The sequence below is a fragment of the Clostridium sp. 1001271st1 H5 genome (genome assembly GCF_005845215.1).
Classification (GTDB): domain Bacteria; phylum Bacillota; class Clostridia; order Lachnospirales; family Lachnospiraceae; genus Enterocloster.
The window spans coordinates 329,376-347,737 of the sequence record NZ_SPHO01000004.1; the positions used below are offsets into that span (position 1 = coordinate 329,376).

Here is an 18,362-nt window from a genome sequence, read left to right on the forward strand (position 1 = left end):
GACCTTGTCAGCTTGTATAGGATTCCAGATAGTGGTATACGTCCATCATGGACGGAAACCATATGCCCTCCATCAGCTTTTCCCTCTCCTTTTCCGGAAAATCCGTAATAGGGATATGGGTGTAAAGACAGATGGTGCTGCGGTCACTGCAGAATACCAGGAGAAAGCCGGACTCCGACACAAGATAGTATTCTTCTGCCGGAGAAACGCTTTCCAGTATTGGCTTTACCTGTTCCTGGTTCATGGCGGCCCTGTCATCCACATCATTGACAGTCTCCGTTTCAATGACCGTATTGGGAACTGCCTGTTCCTGCCTAACGCTATATCGGGTAATCCCGTATGCAACAATCAGACACACAACCGATGTAACTGCAAACAGGGCAAAGCAGTATAATAGCTTCTTCATGAACTAACCTCCTCGCTGGCTCCGCCCCGCCATACCCGGTCGGCATGGCGCCGTAAGCCGCTTTAAGGTTAGTATCTGCTTTCTAATCCAGTTTTAATCATGAATTCTCAAATTTTCCATCACTCTTTTCCCATGCATCCCATGCATCCTATCCCAGAAGCCGGAAACGGTTCAAAAGCCGTACCAGTCTCCTTCCTCCCGGCATGCCCTTAAGCTCCTCTTCCTCCACTGCCCTGAACCTTACAAGGAGCACGGCGTAGACCAGGATGGCCACTGCCACGGAGGGAAATACCACGATGGCCATGCCGGTCCTGCCCCCCATCAGCCGGTCCGGAAGCAGGGCGTAGATGGCTCTGTATACCCCGTAAGCAGCAGCTCCCATGAATCCGGCGCATATTGAAGGCAGGATAAGGGTCCTCTTGTATTCCTGCTTATATCTGGCAAATCTGGCAATGGCGTGTCCGTTTAAGAGACACATCACAAAGGCGAACATAATATTGGCGAACACCACGCTGTAAATTCCCATCTTCAGCACCATGAGAAATACCTCCAGCACTGCCACGTGAATGACCAGAGCAATGACTGCATGGCGTATGGGCACGTCCATGTGGTTCAGTCCCTGGAGAATGGCGTTTGTAACCGTTGACAGGGAATAAAATACCACGGCCAGGGAACCAGCCATGGAGAGCCGTATCAGCATGGCATTGTCCTCGCTGATAAACAGCAGGTTGCAAACCGGCTTTGCCAGCACCGTGATTCCCACTGCGGCCGGAATGGCAATCAGCAGGGAGAAACGGATGGAGGTGGCAATCCGCTCCAGCTTCTCCCTTCTGTTCCTGTTTGCCACTGCCCTTGTGAGGGATGGTATCAGGGAAGAAGAAAGGGCATTGGAAACAGCCACCGGTATGTTGAACAACAGCTGGTACTGGCCCAGCACGCCCCAGTAGGTGGCGATGGAATCCTCCAGATAGCCCAGCTTATCCATGCCCTGTCCAAACAGGTAATTGTCCACCACATTGGAGCAGTTGTAGATGCCGCTGCTGATAACAATGGGCAGTACGGTGATGGTGAGCACGTAGAAAATCCTGCGGTAGCTCTCCGTCCTCCCTGACCTGTCCTCCCGGACCAGCTGCCTTCTCTCCCGCCCTCTGGAGGCAGTAAGGCATATGAAAAACAAAAAGGCCGTGAGCGCGCCCGCTCCGGTTCCAATGGTGCCGCCTGCAGCACCCAGCGCATAGGAATAATCCTTGGCGCCCCGGGCAGCATTGATGGACGAGCCCACCCCAAAGAGGATTCCGGCCGCAACCACGCTGACCACTGCATTGACTATCTGTTCTAAAATCTGGGACACTGCCGTGGGCACCATGGTGCCTGTTCCCTGGAAATATCCCCTGAGCACTCCCAGATATGCCATAATCCAGATGGTGGGCGCCAGGGTCTTAAGCGCATAGCGGCTGAAAGGCGTCTTGATAAGTTCTGCGAACAAATCCGCCCCAAACCACAGGACCACTGCCGCCACGCCTCCCACCACCGTGGCATAAATAAGAGCCGCTTTTAAGATGCGGCTGCAATTTCTGTGCTCTCCCCTGGCCAGCCGGGCGGATATCATCTTGGATACTGCCACCGGCATGCTGTAGGAGGATAATATAAGGAGGATATTATACACATTAAAGGCCGATGTATAATATCCGTTTCCCTGTTTTCCGATAATGTCGTTAAGGGGCATCCGGTAGAGCATGCCTATGATGCGCACCACGATACCGGCCATGGCCAGGATGCTTCCCTGTATGACAAAATCAGCTGCTTTCTGTTTCCTGGTTTTTTTCCTGCTTGTCCTTGGATTCATGTCTTTTTACTGTGTATCCTCATTTCCCATAATTTCCGACTTGGCAAAATCCCTGGTGGGAATAATGCAGACCCAGGTCTTTCCCTGATTCAGCACAACTTCATCGTGATTGGTATCATAATAACGGGTGGCGCCGAACTCGCCGTCCTTCTCCCAGTTAATGGGAATCGCTTTGCCGTCTGTCATAAAATACCCGCATTCCGTGGTATGTACATTGATATCCAGATAATCCGTAGTGGCGTAATGGCCGGTCTGGCAGTACTGGAAAATCACGTTCTTCACTGCAACGGGGCCTTCGTCCCCCTGGTGGATTCCGCCGTACTGGTAACGGTGGTACAGCCCGTCCGAGGGGTCATATACAAAGTATGCCTGGTTCATCATGTAGCCGGTCTTTACCGTGCCTGCATCCATGACTCCGGGACGCTGTTCAAGGGACGCTTCCCTGCCGTCCCTGGCAAAGAGATAATGGCCCTGGTAGGAAGGGTCATAGGACTGGGTGTACCCCAGCTTCTCAATAGAGGCAGTAATCCTGTCCCCGCTGGTATACGCGTTATGGGGCGACTTCTTGTCCTTTGTGCGGTAAAAGGCCAGGCCGCCGATGGCATCCAGACCATTGATATTGTCCACGTTCTTCAGATACGGCTTGGCAAAGGTGCTCTGGCCGTAGTGGACATAGATGGCGTCAAATTCCCTGGCAAAATAGGTGTAATAGGTCCGGCAGCTGCGCACCGAGCCTATGCGCTCCAGACCGTCATAATCCTCTATAAGGGCCATATACCGGTTCATGCCGCCCTCCACAGGCGCCTCATAGACAACGCCTGCACGGTTCATGCCGTACTGGGGCCTGGCCTCCTTGTCATTGCTCATCATCACGGCAGCGGGCCGGCGGTTTCCCCTGGCAGCTTCCACCATCTGGCCGGTCAGGTAGCTGCGTATCATTCCGCCCTCCTCTGTCCGTTCCTCAGGAAGATAATAATCCGGCAGGCTTCCGGTATCCTCTTTTGTGGTCTCGGGGTCCGACCGGATGATAATATCGGGTTCAGTGGCCTCAGCGGCGGCAGAAGTCTCCAAAGCCGTGGTCACTTCCACGCTGGCCTCCTTTGCGCAGCCCGTTAACATCACTGCCATGGCCAGTACTGACATGGTAAGCCCTGCCGTCCAACTGATTGCCATCCTTCTGAACCCGTTTCTCATCTTGTATACCCCCTGGTTTCCAGTATCTCTTTCTGTTTTTCTTCCATCACCAGCCGTTCGCCGTCCTCCATGTGGTCGTAGCCAAACAGATGGAGCATGCTGTGGGCTGTCAGGAAAGCCAGCTCCCTGGTCTGGGAATGGCCGTATTTCCCAGCCTGCTCCTCCACCTTGTCCACGGAAATCACAATGTCGCCCAGCATCAGTTCGCCGGTCTCAGGATTGAAATAATCCTCCACGGCGTCCTCCACATGGTCAAAATCCGACGGCGTCCCGTAATCCACCATGGGAAAGGACAGCACGTCCGTTGGGGCGTCAATCTGACGGTGCTCCCGGTTGATTTCCTGTATGGCGTCATTGTCCGTAAGAATGACACTGACCTCTGCCTCGTAGGGACAGCCCTCATAATCCAGGGCAGCCAGCACAATGTCCTCAATGATTTCCCGGTAGGGCAAATCCAGTACCTTCTCTGCTTCATATTCAATTGAAATGGTCATGGTCTTATCTCCTTGGCGGATTAATTCCGCTCCCGTATCCTGCGCCGTCCTGGGGGCGGGGTATTCTTCTGTTCATAAGTCTCGTAGGCCTGTACAATTTTCTGCACCAGGGGATGGCGCACCACATCGGAACTGGTCAGGTAACAGAAACCAATGTCATCTATCCGTTTCAGCACCTTAAGGGCTGTGTCCAGACCGGAAACAGCGCCGCCCGGAAGGTCCTTCTGGGTCTGGTCCCCTGTTATGATGACCTTGGAACCAAAACCGATTCTGGTAAGGAACATCTTCATCTGTGCCGGAGTGGTGTTCTGGGCCTCATCCAGGATGATGTAGGCATTGTCCAGGGTCCTTCCCCTCATGTAAGCCAGGGGCGCCACCTCTATCAGCCCCTTTTCTGAATTATGGAGATAGCTCTCCGCTCCCATAATCTGGTACAGGGCGTCGTAAAGAGGACGAAGGTAGGGGTCAATCTTGCTCTGGAGGTCGCCCGGCAGAAATCCCAGCTTCTCGCCGGCCTCAATGGCCGGCCTGGTAAGGATGATGCGCCCCACCTCTCCGTTTTTAAAAGCCTGGATGGCCATGGCCATGGCAAGGTATGTCTTTCCCGTACCGGCAGGTCCGATGCCGAACACAATCATCTTCTTGCGGATGGCATCCACATAGTGTTTTTGTCCCAGTGTCTTTGGCTTCACCGGTTTGCCGGATATGGTCCGGCATATGATGTCCTTGTCAATCTCCAGAAGCTGTCCGTCATTCTCCGTGAAAGACAGGGACAGGGCGTAGTCCACGTTCTGTTCCGTGATGGTATTGCCTCTCCTGGACAGCTCAATCAGGTTGTTGAACACGCTTTTGGCCTGGCCTATGGTTTTCTCCGGTCCGATGATTTTTATTTCGCCGTCCCTGGCAATCATGGTCACATGCAGGGTGCGCTCTATTTTCTTTAAGTAGGTGTCAAATTGTCCGCAGACATTCCTCTCATGCTCTGCGGGAATGTCAATCATTGTCTCAATTACACTCATTCAGCAGTCATTGTCTCCTCTGGTTTTTCTCCCGGCTCCCCGCCGGAATTCTTGTCAGGCTCTGCTGCCGGCTGTGTCTTAACAATGGATTCCTCTGTCACAAGTTCTCCCGTCAGACGGCATTCAGAAACACTTGTTTCTATTCTATCATTATTTTCAAGAATTTGTACCCCCTTTTCCTCTAAATTTTTGACAAATTGGTAATTTATGGCTTTGGACAGCTCCTTCAGCTCATCTTCCCTGTAATTCCGCTCATAGGATGCCATCTCCCGGCCCTGTATGGTGCCTATATACACAGGCAGATAATAGTTGGAAAACAGCCTGAGCTGCTTTTCCTCCATGGAATAATCCCACTCTCCCTGTCCCCTCACAGGGGTCAGGAAGGTAAAGGACCAGGCCCCGGCCTTCATGTACCACCCTCTCCGCCTGCGCCCTGTCCGGACCCGTTCCCTGTGCAGGAGAGGAAATGTCTTCTCATATTGCTTGACGGTCCTTGCCACGATATCTGCATCCGCGTGAACCATGTAGGCATTGATTTCCTCCTCATTGTCACCGATGATGGGGACGCGTCCGCTGACCAGTACCTGTCCCTCCTCCACCTCATCCCCCACGCTGACCTGGGCAATGCCCTGCCGCACCACCATGGAGGTAATGACTCCTGACCGGGCAGCCACTATGTCGCAGGGTGTCTCGTCCTTCTCAGGAATCGTGGACAGCACCTCGTTTTCCTTGATATGGATGAGCAGTCTTGTGCCTGACACCCGGGCAGATACCCAGGTTATCTCGGGAAAACTTGTGCGCATGGAGGCTTCCAGGTCCTCGCAGTTAATCCTGGCTTTCAGCATACCGTAATCAATGTCCTGGGTGTCCAGAAAACGGACCAGGGTGTCGTAGGTATACCTGTAATTGCCTTCAAACTGGATATCCCATATGAACAGGGACATAACATAAAGCACCAGGAAAAAAGCCATGATTCCCGCCCCGTAATACCAGCGTTTCCTGTGCCTGTAAATAAAAAATGGGAGGCCGAAACGGCCGGTGATGTGCAGCCTTACCTGTGCCTTGCGCACCAGGGGCTTCACCCGGCGGTACCCTTCCACAGTCATGAAAAACTCATAATCCCCGTCCCGGTTGCAAATCAGTCCCCATACCTCCAGACCTCTGGCATTGCAGAGATTCAGGAAGCGTTCCGGAGAATAGCCGTGAAGACGGAGTCTTACATATCCTTCCCAATTATGTAACAGCCATTCAATCAAGCAGGCCCCTCCTTTGATTTATGTTTCAAATTCCAAAGAACCGACCTGGCCGGTTATCTTCATCTCCTCCGCCGTATAGTAATCAATCTTTAAGCGGGCTCCGTGAATCACCACCTTGCAGTTCTTAGCCTGGAGCTTAATCAGGGTGTCCGTGTAAATCAGGATGCTCCTGTAATTCTCCACATTCACCTGGCTCCTGCCCACAAAGCTTATAAGCACATCCCCCAGAATTACATCCCGGGGCAGCCCCAGTGCGGATACGGCTGTTTTCTTTGGTTCCCATGACATATGCCCACGCTCCTGATACACTGGTTCTTTTTATTATATGCATCAGCCTGTTAAAAATGCAGTTCCCTTTTTTCCGAAAACAATCACATTCCGGCTTCCATATGAATAGACTATAATGAATCAATCTTTTGCGAGGTCTCTATGAACAATCAGTCCTATCATACAGACAGAATGAACGAGTATCCGGACACCCTCCTGACCACGGCAGAGCTGGGTGAGGCAGATGTTCCCGTGGCTCCCCTTCCCAACCCCGGCGAGGGAGGCCCTGTGGACAGCGGCAGCAATCAGAATAACGGCTCCAACGTCCCTGTCATCCCCCTTCCCAATCCGGGCGAAGGCGGTCCTGTGGACAGCGGCAATAACCGCCCCGGCTTCCCGCCTATCTTCCGGCCCATTTTCCCCGGAAACAGCGGCTCTGTCACTGTGATTCCCGGCGTCACCTTCCCATGCTACAACTGCATCGCCACCAGCTTCGGCAGGGTGCGCATTCTGAATGCTTCCACCGGTTACCAGCCCTTTTACGTGTACCTGGGCAACTGGATGATTGCAAGCGGCCTGGGAAACGGCGACATAACAGGCTATGTCCAGTCCGCCTCCGGCACCCAGACCGTCACGGTTTCAGGAGCCAACGGATATGTGTACATCCAGAAGACCATACAGGTCCGCGCCTCAGCCTCCATGACCATTGCCATCATCAATACGGCAAGCGGCCTGGACATCATGGAAATATCCGACATTTCCTGCAACGCCCCTTCCGGCACCAGCTGTCTGCGGGCCTGCAACCTGTCTCTGAACCTGGGGCCCTTCGACGTGTCCATCGGCAGCCAGAACTCCTCCTACACTGCCTTCACCAATGTACGGTACAGGGAAGTGACCCCTTACACCAGCTTCTATCCGGGGTGGTACCAGCTCTACATCTCCAGGACCGGCTCCTACCCCAACACCGCGGTGGCAACCACCTCCGCCAATATGAGCGCCAATACATCCTACACCCTGTATATCTTCAATGCCCCCAATGCAACAGACGGGCTGAAAACACTGGTGGTGTCCAACTAAACCGCAGGGTTCGGCCGGCGCATGGCCCAACGGACAGACGGAAAAACGGTTTGCAGGAATTATGTCCCGCAAACCGTTTTTCTTTTCGCTTATTCGTCCCATGATGACTGTACAAAAAGTATGCCCAAAGAAGCTGGTTGTGCCTTGGCGTAGAGGTATTTTTCAAAAAAGTGTTGCTTCTTGTTTCTCTGGATAGTGGAAACAAAAAAATCTGGAATAGGGTGTTTACTCTTGCCATTCCAGATTTTGTTCTTTTCACTATGTATAGATATTAACCTTTTAATATTGCATCTTGAATAATTCGAATGAGATACTCATATTCGGAATACATTCCATCAGATGCTTTAACTAGTGCATCTCTCACATATTCCGAGTTGTCTTTTAATAATGCTTTATTCATACGAAAACCATGTTTTTCAGAAAACTGTGTAGCAAATGTGATGATAGTACGAGTATTACCCTCTCTGAAAGGATGTATTTGCCATATTTTTGCAATCAATTTAGAGAACAACTCCGCTGTTTCAGAGATATCTAACACTTCCCACTTAACTTGATTCAGCTCCTTTAGTGCTGCTTCCATTTCGGGTTCGATGCTATTTGTGTCCGCATATCTGACAGTATCACCGCCTAATACCCTTTCACCTTTTACAATATTGATACCTCGTTCTTTTCCTGCCCACTCATATAAATCCCCAAAAATATATGTATGAATGTCCTTAATACGCTGATAATCAAACGCATCGCCACAAATCTTATCATCGATGTCAAGCAACTTTACATATGTAATATTGCTTTCTGCTTCCTCCAACAATTTTTCATCTTTGATATTCAGCAAATTTCTTAATACAGGGACATCATCATATAAATAAAAGTCCTTCATTTCTCCACCGCCTTAATTATTGCAATGTTTTGCCTGCTCCTGATAATAAGCAATGGTTTCCTTTAAGATTTCAGAAATTTCTTTTTTCCCATCAATATATTCTTGTACCAAATTCATGGTTCTTTCTGTTGGAGCATCTGCATCCAATGTCGCAATCGCCAAAGCGTCATTCACAATTTTTTCACGACCAACTTTTGTTGTTTCTTTGATAGAATATTTCTTTTCGATTGTATATGCCATAAATACACTTCCCTTCTATCTGTTTCTATTATTTTATCACATATCCACGCAAAAAATCAAAAAAAACGAAAACCTTTTGCATAATGTCCTTAACGAAATTGATGTAACGAAAAGACCGCACAGTAAAAACAGTACGGTCATGAAATTTAACCTTTATTCAACTGTGCCTGCAAAGCAGTAAAACTGTCCAACGCACTTTGTAAATTTTCAATGATATCATTGGCTAGCTCATCTGGAGATGGAAGATTATCAAGATCTGCTAATGACTTATCTTTAATCCAGAAAATATCCAAACTTGTCTTATCTCTTTCCATAATTTCTTCTATTGAAAACTTACGAAAACGACCATCTGGATTATCTGCCGAATAGGTTTCTGTACGTTCATATCTGTTTTCTGGATGATAACAACAAACGAAATCTTCCAGATCAGCATCAGTCATTGGATGCTGTTTGAGGGTAAAATGGATGTTTGTACGTAAATCATAAATCCATACCTCTTTTGTCTGACGCTGCGCACTAGCAGGACGTTTATCAAAAAACAAAACATTCGCTTTTACACCAGGTTTATAAAAAATACCAGTAGGCAATCGAAGAATGGTATGCAAATCCGTTGTTTCCAGCAGTTTTTTCCGAACGACTTCCCCTGCACCGCCTTCAAACAGAACATTATCCGGCACAACAACTGCCGCTTTCCCTGTCGCTTTAAGAATTGTATTAATGTGCTGCACGAAATTAAGCTGTTTATTCGAGCTGGTTGTCCAAAAATCCTGTCGATTATAAACGAGATCTTCGTCTTCCTGTTCCCCTTCTTCATTTGTAAAGGTGATAGAGGACTTTTTGCCGAACGGCGGATTGGTCATCACATAGTCTACACGATATCCTGGATCTGTCAGCAACGCATCGCCCAACGTAATCGGAACATTTCCATAAATATCACCAATATTGTGTAAATACAGGTTCATTAGCGCCGTTTTATATGTTGCCGGAACAATTTCATTTCCGTAAAAAGTTTCATTTTTCAAAAATCCCTTCTGCTCCCTATCTAACGCATAATTGTTCGGATCAGCAAGGAAAGACTGAGCTGCAAGGAAAAATCCACCGCTTCCGCAGCAGGGATCAGCAATGGTTTTCATCGGCTCTGGACGCAGACAACGCACCATAGCACGAATCAGCGGACGAGGTGTAAAGTATTGTCCTGCTCCGCTTTTGATATCTTCTGCATTCTTCTGCAATAAGCCTTCGTAAATTTCGCCTTTTACATCGGAGGACATTGCTACCCACTTTTCATTATTGATCATCTGTACTACACGGTACAGAATCGCCGCATTGCTGATTTTGTTAACAGCGCCCTTGAATATCTGTCCTAAAATGCCAGCTTGTTCTCCCAGTTTTTCCAGTGTGGCTTTATATTGGTCTTCCAACTCTGCGCCTTTTAATGTATTCATATCTGACCAAGTATAGCCAGAGGGAATCCCTGTATCCCGTTTGTAAGGTGGTTTTGCATATTCATCCGACATTTTCAGAAAAATTAGGTATGTAAGCTGTTCAAGATAATCGCCGTAAGATACGCCATCATCCCGAAGCGGATTACACATTCCCCAGACTTTTGAGATTATAGTTGTTGTTTGTTCTAACATGTTTCTACTCCTTATTGATCACTATGGGAGATTGTACTATATAATTTTCCAAAACCATAGGTGCTGTATTTTTCGATTCGAAATGAAACTCAATTCTTTGATTGTACTCATTCTCTAACAAATCCTTGAAATGAAGTTGAAACGCACATTTTACAGAATTGCGTTGCTCTTTGGGTAATGCAAATTCTATTCTGATATTTGAATTACCACTTGGCATCAAACCTCCAATTGGAAATGGTCCTCGATCGTACTTTTTCGAAAAATCATCCCATTCATAAGTGTATATTATATCTTTGACTGTGCCTCGCCCAATATTTTGAACATTAAAACAGCATACATATGTCCCACCGTCAATATCTTTATCACATAATACCAATTTTAATTTATACTCATTTTGTGAAGAAGAAATTTGTTGAAATTGTAAATACGGTAAAAATTCTAACCGCTTTGTTTCTTCAAATTGAGTTTTTGATACCTCTAACTGCTCACGAGTAGCTTTTGCAGATTTAATATTTGCCTGACAAATGGCAATTGTTGCAACCACATATACAACTGTTATTAAAAAGGTCATTGCACCACTATTCTTATTTAACCAATCAATAATCTGCATCACACTAACCTTCCTTCAAACGCTTGTTTTAGAATACTTTGACGCATGGCTTCTGCCTGTTGCAAAGATTGCTCAATCATTTTTTCAATTTGGTTGCAGACGGATAGTTGGGACTCAATTTTTAGTACAACAGTATTTTGTTTAGAAATACTTATAATTGGAACAGGAACTTTTAGTAGGGATTGCCCTGTTAAATGCTTTATTCCTGTTCCAGTGAAATATTTTTCTAATTCTCCTGTTTGTGATATAAACCACAAATAATACATATAAAGCTTGGGATTTTCACCATTTTTAAAACGAACTCTATGTAGTGCTTTCTGATAAAAAATACTATCATTTCGATCCCAAACAGCACATCTCCCAGGTTCTCCACCCTCGCAAATTATAAGATCTCCATATTTAATACTATATTTTTCAATTTCTTTTGTCTCAATACGCATTTTTAGCAAATCAGATAAATCAAACGAAAACCATCGGACATTAATATTACGAATATATTGTTCTGGCAGACCTACATTTTTTTCTTTATCAAGCATCTTACCCAGACGTGAAGTCATAATACTCCCAAATGGCTCAAATGTATCAGCACAGGAAAACGCCTCTTTCAGCACCGCCTGACGGTAGACTGCAAGCTGCTGCTTCGTGGTTTTCAGCGTTTCAACTGCCTTATCCAGTTCGGAGAACAACTCCTCAATCCTTGCGACAATCCTCTCTTGCTCTGGTAGTGAAGGAATAATTAACTTGGATTGTTTTAATATTTGAGCATTTAAATGCGGTGTACCCGTTCCTTTTTTTTGAGTATTTAATAGTGTATATTTACTTTGAATAAAGTACCTTAGATATTCTCTCGTTAAACCGTCTGCACTAATTTTGGAGAGCGTAGACCCTACTACTCCTTTGATGGCTCGTCCAGTAAGACCAGATCGAGAGCCATCGCATACGATAAGTAAATCACCATCATCACAAAGCACGCACTTTTCTGGAGAAGCATAACTATCAATAATTCCCTTTTCAAAAGCCTTTATGTCTACATATGGTAAAAAACCATCTTCTATTTCCTTACTTTGTTTTTGGGGCTTTTTACCTTTTTCCATATGTAGAATTGTTCCGAGTTCAACTTGATTCATTCACATTTTCTCCTTAATTAAATTATGCTTCTTTTAGTTCAATATCTGCCCATTGATAGTTTCTCATTATTGCGTATCTATCTTTTAGAGGAGAAACTAAAGATTCATCAATATTGGATTTTAGTTGTCTATAATCACTTTCACTTATTGAAAATGTAAAAGAATATTTAACAGACTCATTTTTATAAAATGTTTCTATTTCTATCCTATACTGACCTATATTCCAAAAGAACTCCTTTTCAATAATTGATTTAGCCTTTTTGTATTCTTCTAAAGATTGATATTCGCTTAATGCCTCTGCATAATCTGCATAATCTTTGCGTATTCGTACTATATTTTCAAATAAAGGTTTAGTTTCCTGCATAAAAGTTTTTCCAAAAGAGTCAAAAACATCTGCAAATTCTATAAAAGCACACATGATACTATCTTCCTCAATTCGAAAAGGATGTGCTGTTTCCGTTGTTTGTAGAGCATTTCCTGCTATATTTTGGTAAACTGGAGATCTGAAACTCGACCATAACAAATTTAATTTTGCATCATCCTTTTGTCGATTGATCTGAACAGTAACTTTTTTAACCGAAATAGGTTTATTTATTGCTTCATATACACCATCAATTTGCAAATATGAACCACTTTGATTGAATAAAAGTTTTGCTTTACCATTTGAAATATAATTAAGTTTTGCTTTTTTAAACCACTTTTTCCAAATCGCCTGTACTATAGGAATAATGATTGCAATAGCAGCCAATATAACTGCCAGTAATTCATAAAAAGTCATTGGAGTATCAAAATCAATTGCCATAGTATTTCTCCTTTATGCTACCAATTCCATATTTCATTTCCTCTAAAATTTCTTTATACTGTTCTCCAAATGCTTCACAAAAGCCAAACAATCCACCTTTTCTATCAAATGGTGTCAGGTCCAAATCCTCCGGCAGAATGCTCAAAGAACTTGCAATATGGTCTTTAATCAACCGCAACCTCTCCATCTGTTCCCCAGAAAAATATACTACGCCTGCGGTTTTGTTTAAGCGTCCACTGAGTGAATTCTGTTATCATAGCAACAGGATAAAGGTTGATGTTTTTATCTAGTCCAATTACTTGTATCCATTATTTTAAACTTGCAAAAAGGACATCGATAATCGTTTCCCCCAAAATCTTGCAATGGCAGTAACTTTTTCTTATCTGCCCAACAAGCTGCACAATATTTAATCGGTTTTTTATCCGATTTCCTGGTTATAAAAGGATCTACATGATACTCAATATCATCTTCGATATCCTTCTGGCTTTTTAATTCTTTATTTTCTGCTTTTAATTTTATGATTTCTTCTTGCATTTCAAGAGCTTGTGCGCTTAAATCTAATAATTGTCTGTATAAGTCGATGTTGTCAACTTTTTGTGCCATATTAAGTACATCTTTAAAAGCATCATAAAACCCCATACTTTTACTCCTTTACGCCACCAATTCTATATTCATTTCCTCTAAAATTTCTTCATACTGTTCTCCAAATGCTTCGTAGAAGCCAAGCAGTCCACCTTTTTTATCAAATGGTGTCAGATCCAAATCCTCCGGCAGAATACTCAAAGAACTTGCAATATGGTCTTTAATCAACCTCAACCATTCCATCTGTACCTCGGTAAAATGTACTGCACCTGCGTTTCGTCTGAGCGTCCACTTCATAAAGTTGTAATTCACCTTATCAGCAAATGGAGAAAGCTGATCCGTATACCCCATCTCAAAGCGAATGATAGAAATAAGGTCAGTAAGCTGTGCCATTACACCTTTTTTTACTTTATCTGGCTTCTTAATGGCATAGCAATCCCACAGACGTTCCACGGTGATACCTTTTGACTTGAGTTTTGCGTATAATGCTTTCAGTTGTTCTACCGCCATCGCACGGTTTGCATAGGATTCGCTGTAAATGATACGCAAAGCAATGATTTCATCCCTGTTTTCTTCAATAAAAGTACGGAATGTCTGTATCACACGGTCAGCAGTTTCCTCTTTCTGCACATCATATCCGGCAAACAAAACCGAATCCAGATTTACATTATCAATAATCTGGTCATGACTCCGGCGGACATTTTCAATAAAATCACGTGTATCAGGATTCATAAATGGTGCTACTGCCTGCGCAATTAAATCTTTTTGTGCTTGTTTCAGTGCTTCATCCGATGGTGTTTCGGTTTTTGTATCTGCCTTAGCCTTTTCTGTAATCACATCTTCGTCAAAGGCATTGAGCAGATTTTCTGCAACTTTTTCCGCACTTTCTCCCACTACTTCTTTAAACTGCTTCCGTTCAGAATTGTTCATCTGGCTATTTAAACGTATGATACGGTTTGCCAATGAGGTAAGTGTATCATCGTCTTTAGAACCCAGTGCTACATTCATCATCAATTCTTTCATGGAAACATAAGGTTGCCTTTCCAGTGGACGGGTGTCACACTTTTTGGACTTGGTAACACCCACTGCATCTACAATCACAAAATGATCTTTGTTCTCCGTTGCAGAAGGCGTGACCTTTTGCAGATCATCTTTTCCCAGTGTACGAGTGCCACGCCCTTTCATTTGTTCAAAATAATTTTTACTGCGAACATCACGCATAAAAATCAGGCATTCAATGGGTTTTACATCAGTACCAGTAGCAATCATATCAACTGTGACAGCAATTCTAGGATTATAGTCATTTCGAAAAGAACTAAGTACAGATTCTGGATTTTCTGCAGAATATGTAATTTTACGGCAAAAATCATTTCCTTCTCCGAATTCGTCCCGCACCATCTGGACAATATCATCCGCATGGCTGTCCGTCTTTGCAAAAATAAGGGTTTTCGGTACTTCTTTTCTTCGTGGAAATAACGTCGTAAATAAATTTTCTTTGAAAGTACGAATCACAGTCCTAATTTGACTAGGATTGACGATATCTCTGTCAAGCTGCGGCGGAACATAATCAACATCTTCGTCCATCTGCATCCAGCGTTTTTCACGTGACAGACGGTTACGATGTTCAATCACCTGCTTCATCAGATGTGCCCCGTTTTTTGTGATTTCAGTTTCAATCAGAAAAATATCTTCACCTACATTGACACCGTCTATAATCGCCTGTTCACGGGGATATTCGCTGACGATATTTTCATCAAAAAAGGCAAAAGTTCTCTTATCTGGTGTAGCAGTCAGCCCAATGATAAAAGAATCAAAATAGGAAAGCACCTGACTCCACACATTATAAATAGAGCGATGACATTCGTCCACAATAATACAATCAAAAAATTCTGGAGGATATTTTGCATTATATACCACTTCTTTTGGCGCCTTGGTATTGGCAGTTGCATATTCTGCAAAGGATGTTTCCTCAGCAGATTCATCCAATTCTTCACCTTTGAGGATAGAATACATTCTTTGAATCGTGCTGATGCAAATCTGAACATCAGAAGGAATATAAGAAGATTTCAATCGACGTACTCCATAAAGCTGAGAAAAAGAGCGGGGATCATCATTTGGTGTATAAGCAAGAAATTCACGCTCTGCTTGTTCTCCAAGACTTTTGGTATCCACCAAAAATAAAATACGATTCATCTTACCGTATTTCAACAAACGATATGCTGCTGTAATCGCCGTAAATGTTTTGCCTGCACCAGTTGCCATTTGTACCAACGCTTTCGGACGATTATTGGCAAAAGAATTATCCAAATTTTGAATGGCGTTAATCTGGCATTTTCGAAATCCGGTTTCATCAAGCGGAGGAAAATGCTTCATATTGTTCCGGATCGTATCCTGACTTGCAAGCAATAACTCCAAGGTTTCTGGTCTGTGAAATGAAAAGACTGTACGGGAACGGAACTTGATATCTTTATAATCCGTAAATCGGATTAGCTTGTCCGTCGCTTCATAGGCAAATCGAATGGAATATTCCGTTTTTATCCACTTAAAGGTACTATTCGCATAACGTGCAGACTGTTCTTCTACAGTGGTGATATTCTCGCCTGCATTGCTCGGTTTTGCTTCAATAACACCAACCGGTTTTCCATTCACAAAAAGCGCATAATCGACCGGACCAGTATTTGTTGGAAACTCACGCACAGCAATGCCAAGGGAAGCCATTGGATTTAATTGCTTCAAATCTTGTACCGTCCAGCCGGATTGTTCTAATTTTTTATCGATCGATAGTCTTGCTTTCTGTTCAGGTGTCATTGTTTATTCACCTCTTCATGTTCATCGGGTATAAACTCTAAAATATCATCTACGCCACAGCACATTGCTCGACATATACTTTCTACACTTTCTAAGGAAATATAGCTGCCCCTTTTCATACGAGTAATGATATTTGCCGAAAAACCTGCCTGTTCCATTAACTGAGCATTGCTCATATCTCTTTCAATCATCATATGAAAAAGTTTTTTATAACTGACAGCCATATTATTTCCTCCATACACAGATATACATTTAAATTGTATTATATCACGAAAGCGTGAAAATATCAATTTAGACAAAATATTGGGGATAAAACAAGTATCAGAAATTTTACCGATACTTGTTTTAATACAATTCAGTTTTTGACCCTTGATAACATGATGCCTTTTTGGAATGTGTTTCAATGTTAAAAGTGACGATCAGCTTTTTACTCCATTCTTATTCGTTTAATATTCCGGAAGCATCTCCTCAACTGTAATTCCAGATTTGAATACTACCTCTACCTTTCTTGCATTCACTACATTGATGTTCTCAATCAGCTGTCTTACCAGCTTATCATTGTACTCTGTCAGTATGCAGTTTGTTTTGTCCAGAAAATTCTCGATATCTTCCATTTTCCTGCCTTTCTCGCCTCTACTGGCTGCTTTGATCTGCTTCATTTCCAATGCTTCTATCTGTGCTGTGATCGCCTGACAGTGTTCCTCAAAGGCAGTTTTATCGCCGTTCTGCTTGGCTTGCTGCTGTATCAGTTCTGCCATTTCTTTCTGCAGCTTTTTCTTTTCTCTGGCATATTCCGAATCCTCTGTGCCATGGGTCAGTGCTGTGACTACATTTTTTCTGAATGTCTGGACGAAGTCACCTTTGTTTTCAAGAACCTGATTTATGGCATGTAATACTGCTCTATGTAATACATTTTCCTCTATGGTTGGGGAATCTTTGCAGTATCTTGTCCCATTTCTCAGTCTGTTTTCACATCTCCATACAGCTTTCTTTTCCCCGTACTTCGACCAGATTTGTCTGCGGTACTCACAGCCGCATTCCTTACAGACCGTGATCTTGGATAAGGCGTATTTTCCTGTATGTTTACCCTTTGATTCTGTTTCCTTTTTGCTTGATTTCTTATATATATTTGCTCGTTGGCGCAGCTCTTCCTGGACTTTATAGAACACTTCCCTTGGTATGATCGCTTCATGAGCATTTTCCACATAATACTTTTGAAGCTCCCCTTGATTCTCTTTTCGTGTTTTGGTCAGATAATCTGTTGTGAAGGTCTTTTGTGCCATGGCATCACCAATATACTTTTCATTTATTAGGATGGTACGAATTGAATTCACGTTCCATTCTATATTTCCCCTGATAGTTTTGATACCTTTTTCTTTCAGTAATCGGGCAATACTGTTTAGGCTTTCCCCCTCCAGATATTTTCCGTAAATCAATCGTACCACTTCTGCTTCTTCTGGAATGATATACAGCTGTCCATCTGTGCCTTTGCCATATCCAAACATTCTTCTGACCAGCATCTCTCCTTTTTCATATTTTCGCTTTAAGCCCCATTTCACATTTTCGCTGATATTTCGGCTTTCTTCCTGTGCCTGGCTGCTGAGTATGGTGATCAGAAGTTCTCCTGTGGATTCCAGTGTATTGATATGCTCTTTCTCGAAGTAGATAGCGATATTTCGTTCTTTCAGCTTTCGGATACAGGACAGACAGTCAACTGTATTTCTGGCAAATCGGCTAATGGATTTTGTCAGAATCAGGTCGATATCTCCATCTTTTTGCAAGCATCTTTCCATCATGGCATTGAAGTTATCCCTTTTCTTCATATCTGTTCCGGAGATACCATCATCTGCATATATCCCTGCCAAATTCCAACTGGGGTTTTCTGTAATCAGTTTTGTGAAGTATGCCACCTGTGCCTCATAGCTGGTTTCCTGGTCTTCCTGTGCTGTACTGACTCTGCAGTAGGCGGCAACATTGATTTTTTTTACTTTCTTTTTCTTTTCTGTATTCATATTAGCTTTGGGCGGAATTATTTTGATTTTTCGATCAGTCGCTGTGCTATTCATAATATACTTCCTTTCTTTTTATGCTGTATTTTTCTTCCATACTCTTCACAC

18 protein-coding genes and 1 pseudogene are annotated in these 18,362 nt (G+C 44.0%); 1 reads left to right on the plus strand and 18 read right to left on the minus strand.

Annotated elements, in window-relative coordinates; all coding sequences use genetic code 11:
• Positions 1-7: 7 nt before the first annotated feature.
• From FGS84_RS08350 to FGS84_RS08380, 7 genes are all read right to left on the minus strand, one after another.
• The gene (locus tag FGS84_RS08350; protein WP_138307486.1) at positions 8-406 is read right to left on the minus strand and encodes a hypothetical protein; all 399 of its coding nucleotides are present in this window, start codon (positions 404-406) and stop codon (positions 8-10) included.
• A gap of 148 nt (positions 407-554) precedes the next feature.
• Positions 555-2,252, minus strand: a complete 1,698-nt coding sequence (locus FGS84_RS08355; protein ID WP_138307488.1) for a polysaccharide biosynthesis protein — start codon at positions 2,250-2,252, stop codon at positions 555-557.
• A gap of 6 nt (positions 2,253-2,258) precedes the next feature.
• The gene (locus tag FGS84_RS08360; protein ID WP_138307490.1) at positions 2,259-3,446 is read right to left on the minus strand and encodes a DUF3048 domain-containing protein; all 1,188 of its coding nucleotides are present in this window, start codon (positions 3,444-3,446) and stop codon (positions 2,259-2,261) included.
• Positions 3,443-3,940, minus strand: coding sequence for an rRNA maturation RNase YbeY (ybeY, locus tag FGS84_RS08365; protein ID WP_138307492.1), 498 nt, complete (start codon positions 3,938-3,940; stop codon positions 3,443-3,445). The genes FGS84_RS08360 and ybeY overlap by 4 nt, the downstream gene beginning before the upstream one ends.
• A gap of 20 nt (positions 3,941-3,960) precedes the next feature.
• Positions 3,961-4,959 carry a PhoH family protein gene (locus tag FGS84_RS08370; RefSeq protein WP_138307494.1) on the minus strand — a complete coding sequence of 333 codons (999 nt, stop codon included), beginning with the start codon at positions 4,957-4,959 and terminating at the stop codon, positions 3,961-3,963.
• Positions 4,956-6,215: a sporulation protein YqfD gene (locus tag FGS84_RS08375; protein WP_138307496.1), complete on the minus strand. Its 1,260-nt coding sequence runs from the start codon at positions 6,213-6,215 to the stop codon at positions 4,956-4,958. The genes FGS84_RS08370 and FGS84_RS08375 overlap by 4 nt, the downstream gene beginning before the upstream one ends.
• Before the next feature lie 18 nt (positions 6,216-6,233).
• Positions 6,234-6,503 (minus strand): YabP/YqfC family sporulation protein, encoded by a 270-nt coding sequence (locus tag FGS84_RS08380; RefSeq protein ID WP_138307499.1) that lies wholly within the window; start codon positions 6,501-6,503, stop codon positions 6,234-6,236.
• A 141-nt stretch (positions 6,504-6,644) separates the two neighbouring features.
• Between FGS84_RS08380 and FGS84_RS08385 the strand changes: the two genes are divergently transcribed.
• On the plus strand, positions 6,645-7,559 hold the full coding sequence (locus FGS84_RS08385; protein ID WP_138307501.1) for a DUF4397 domain-containing protein: 915 nt from the start codon (positions 6,645-6,647) through the stop codon (positions 7,557-7,559).
• Positions 7,560-7,830: 271 nt separating this feature from the next.
• Here the strand turns inward: FGS84_RS08385 and FGS84_RS08390 are convergent, their stop codons facing one another.
• From FGS84_RS08390 to FGS84_RS08440, 11 genes and pseudogenes are all read right to left on the minus strand, one after another.
• Positions 7,831-8,439 carry a Fic family protein gene (locus tag FGS84_RS08390; RefSeq protein ID WP_002567458.1) on the minus strand — a complete coding sequence of 203 codons (609 nt, stop codon included), beginning with the start codon at positions 8,437-8,439 and terminating at the stop codon, positions 7,831-7,833.
• Between the two features lie 12 nt (positions 8,440-8,451).
• Positions 8,452-8,679 carry a hypothetical protein gene (locus FGS84_RS08395; RefSeq protein ID WP_002567457.1) on the minus strand — a complete coding sequence of 76 codons (228 nt, stop codon included), beginning with the start codon at positions 8,677-8,679 and terminating at the stop codon, positions 8,452-8,454.
• Positions 8,680-8,825: 146 nt separating this feature from the next.
• The gene (locus FGS84_RS08400; protein WP_002567456.1) at positions 8,826-10,316 is read right to left on the minus strand and encodes a class I SAM-dependent DNA methyltransferase; all 1,491 of its coding nucleotides are present in this window, start codon (positions 10,314-10,316) and stop codon (positions 8,826-8,828) included.
• Between the two features lie 4 nt (positions 10,317-10,320).
• On the minus strand, positions 10,321-10,926 hold the full coding sequence (locus tag FGS84_RS08405) for a hypothetical protein (RefSeq protein ID WP_002567455.1): 606 nt from the start codon (positions 10,924-10,926) through the stop codon (positions 10,321-10,323).
• On the minus strand, positions 10,926-12,053 hold the full coding sequence (locus tag FGS84_RS08410; protein ID WP_002567454.1) for a restriction endonuclease subunit S: 1,128 nt from the start codon (positions 12,051-12,053) through the stop codon (positions 10,926-10,928). Before FGS84_RS08410 ends, FGS84_RS08405 begins: the two co-directional genes overlap by 1 nt.
• 22 nt (positions 12,054-12,075) lie before the next feature.
• Positions 12,076-12,855, minus strand: a complete 780-nt coding sequence (locus FGS84_RS08415) for a hypothetical protein (RefSeq protein ID WP_002567453.1) — start codon at positions 12,853-12,855, stop codon at positions 12,076-12,078.
• Positions 12,845-13,048, minus strand: a pseudogene (locus tag FGS84_RS08420) (type I restriction-modification enzyme R subunit C-terminal domain-containing protein); the annotation flags it as partial. The gene FGS84_RS08415 and the pseudogene FGS84_RS08420, both read right to left, overlap by 11 nt.
• Before the next feature lie 89 nt (positions 13,049-13,137).
• Positions 13,138-13,494 carry a hypothetical protein gene (locus FGS84_RS08425; protein ID WP_002567452.1) on the minus strand — a complete coding sequence of 119 codons (357 nt, stop codon included), beginning with the start codon at positions 13,492-13,494 and terminating at the stop codon, positions 13,138-13,140.
• Between the two features lie 12 nt (positions 13,495-13,506).
• Positions 13,507-16,245 (minus strand): DEAD/DEAH box helicase family protein, encoded by a 2,739-nt coding sequence (locus FGS84_RS08430; protein ID WP_002567451.1) that lies wholly within the window; start codon positions 16,243-16,245, stop codon positions 13,507-13,509.
• Positions 16,242-16,469 (minus strand): helix-turn-helix transcriptional regulator, encoded by a 228-nt coding sequence (locus FGS84_RS08435; RefSeq protein WP_002567450.1) that lies wholly within the window; start codon positions 16,467-16,469, stop codon positions 16,242-16,244. Before FGS84_RS08435 ends, FGS84_RS08430 begins: the two co-directional genes overlap by 4 nt.
• A 222-nt stretch (positions 16,470-16,691) precedes the next feature.
• Complete coding sequence (locus FGS84_RS08440) at positions 16,692-18,311, minus strand: recombinase family protein (RefSeq protein WP_002567449.1); 1,620 nt, start codon at positions 18,309-18,311, stop codon at positions 16,692-16,694.
• Positions 18,312-18,362 lie beyond the last annotated feature (51 nt).

Bases quoted from the DNA above. Each gene is read 5' to 3' on its own strand.
- FGS84_RS08400 (WP_002567456.1), bottom strand. From the start codon at position 10,316: ATGTTAGAACAAACAACAACTATAATCTCAAAAGTCTGGGGAATGTGT.
- FGS84_RS08380 (WP_138307499.1), bottom strand. From the start codon at position 6,503: ATGTCATGGGAACCAAAGAAAACAGCCGTATCCGCACTGGGGCTGCCC.
- FGS84_RS08355 (WP_138307488.1), bottom strand. From the start codon at position 2,252: ATGAATCCAAGGACAAGCAGGAAAAAAACCAGGAAACAGAAAGCAGCT.
- FGS84_RS08425 (WP_002567452.1), bottom strand. From the start codon at position 13,494: ATGGGGTTTTATGATGCTTTTAAAGATGTACTTAATATGGCACAAAAA.
- FGS84_RS08360 (WP_138307490.1), bottom strand. From the start codon at position 3,446: ATGAGAAACGGGTTCAGAAGGATGGCAATCAGTTGGACGGCAGGGCTT.
- FGS84_RS08390 (WP_002567458.1), bottom strand. From the start codon at position 8,439: ATGAAGGACTTTTATTTATATGATGATGTCCCTGTATTAAGAAATTTG.
- FGS84_RS08415 (WP_002567453.1), bottom strand. From the start codon at position 12,855: ATGGCAATTGATTTTGATACTCCAATGACTTTTTATGAATTACTGGCA.
- FGS84_RS08440 (WP_002567449.1), bottom strand. From the start codon at position 18,311: ATGAATAGCACAGCGACTGATCGAAAAATCAAAATAATTCCGCCCAAA.
- FGS84_RS08370 (WP_138307494.1), bottom strand. From the start codon at position 4,959: ATGAGTGTAATTGAGACAATGATTGACATTCCCGCAGAGCATGAGAGG.
- FGS84_RS08405 (WP_002567455.1), bottom strand. From the start codon at position 10,926: ATGCAGATTATTGATTGGTTAAATAAGAATAGTGGTGCAATGACCTTT.
- FGS84_RS08430 (WP_002567451.1), bottom strand. From the start codon at position 16,245: ATGACACCTGAACAGAAAGCAAGACTATCGATCGATAAAAAATTAGAA.
- FGS84_RS08395 (WP_002567457.1), bottom strand. From the start codon at position 8,679: ATGGCATATACAATCGAAAAGAAATATTCTATCAAAGAAACAACAAAA.
- FGS84_RS08435 (WP_002567450.1), bottom strand. From the start codon at position 16,469: ATGGCTGTCAGTTATAAAAAACTTTTTCATATGATGATTGAAAGAGAT.
- FGS84_RS08385 (WP_138307501.1), top strand. From the start codon at position 6,645: ATGAACAATCAGTCCTATCATACAGACAGAATGAACGAGTATCCGGAC.
- ybeY (WP_138307492.1), bottom strand. From the start codon at position 3,940: ATGACCATTTCAATTGAATATGAAGCAGAGAAGGTACTGGATTTGCCC.
- FGS84_RS08410 (WP_002567454.1), bottom strand. From the start codon at position 12,053: ATGAATCAAGTTGAACTCGGAACAATTCTACATATGGAAAAAGGTAAA.
- FGS84_RS08350 (WP_138307486.1), bottom strand. From the start codon at position 406: ATGAAGAAGCTATTATACTGCTTTGCCCTGTTTGCAGTTACATCGGTT.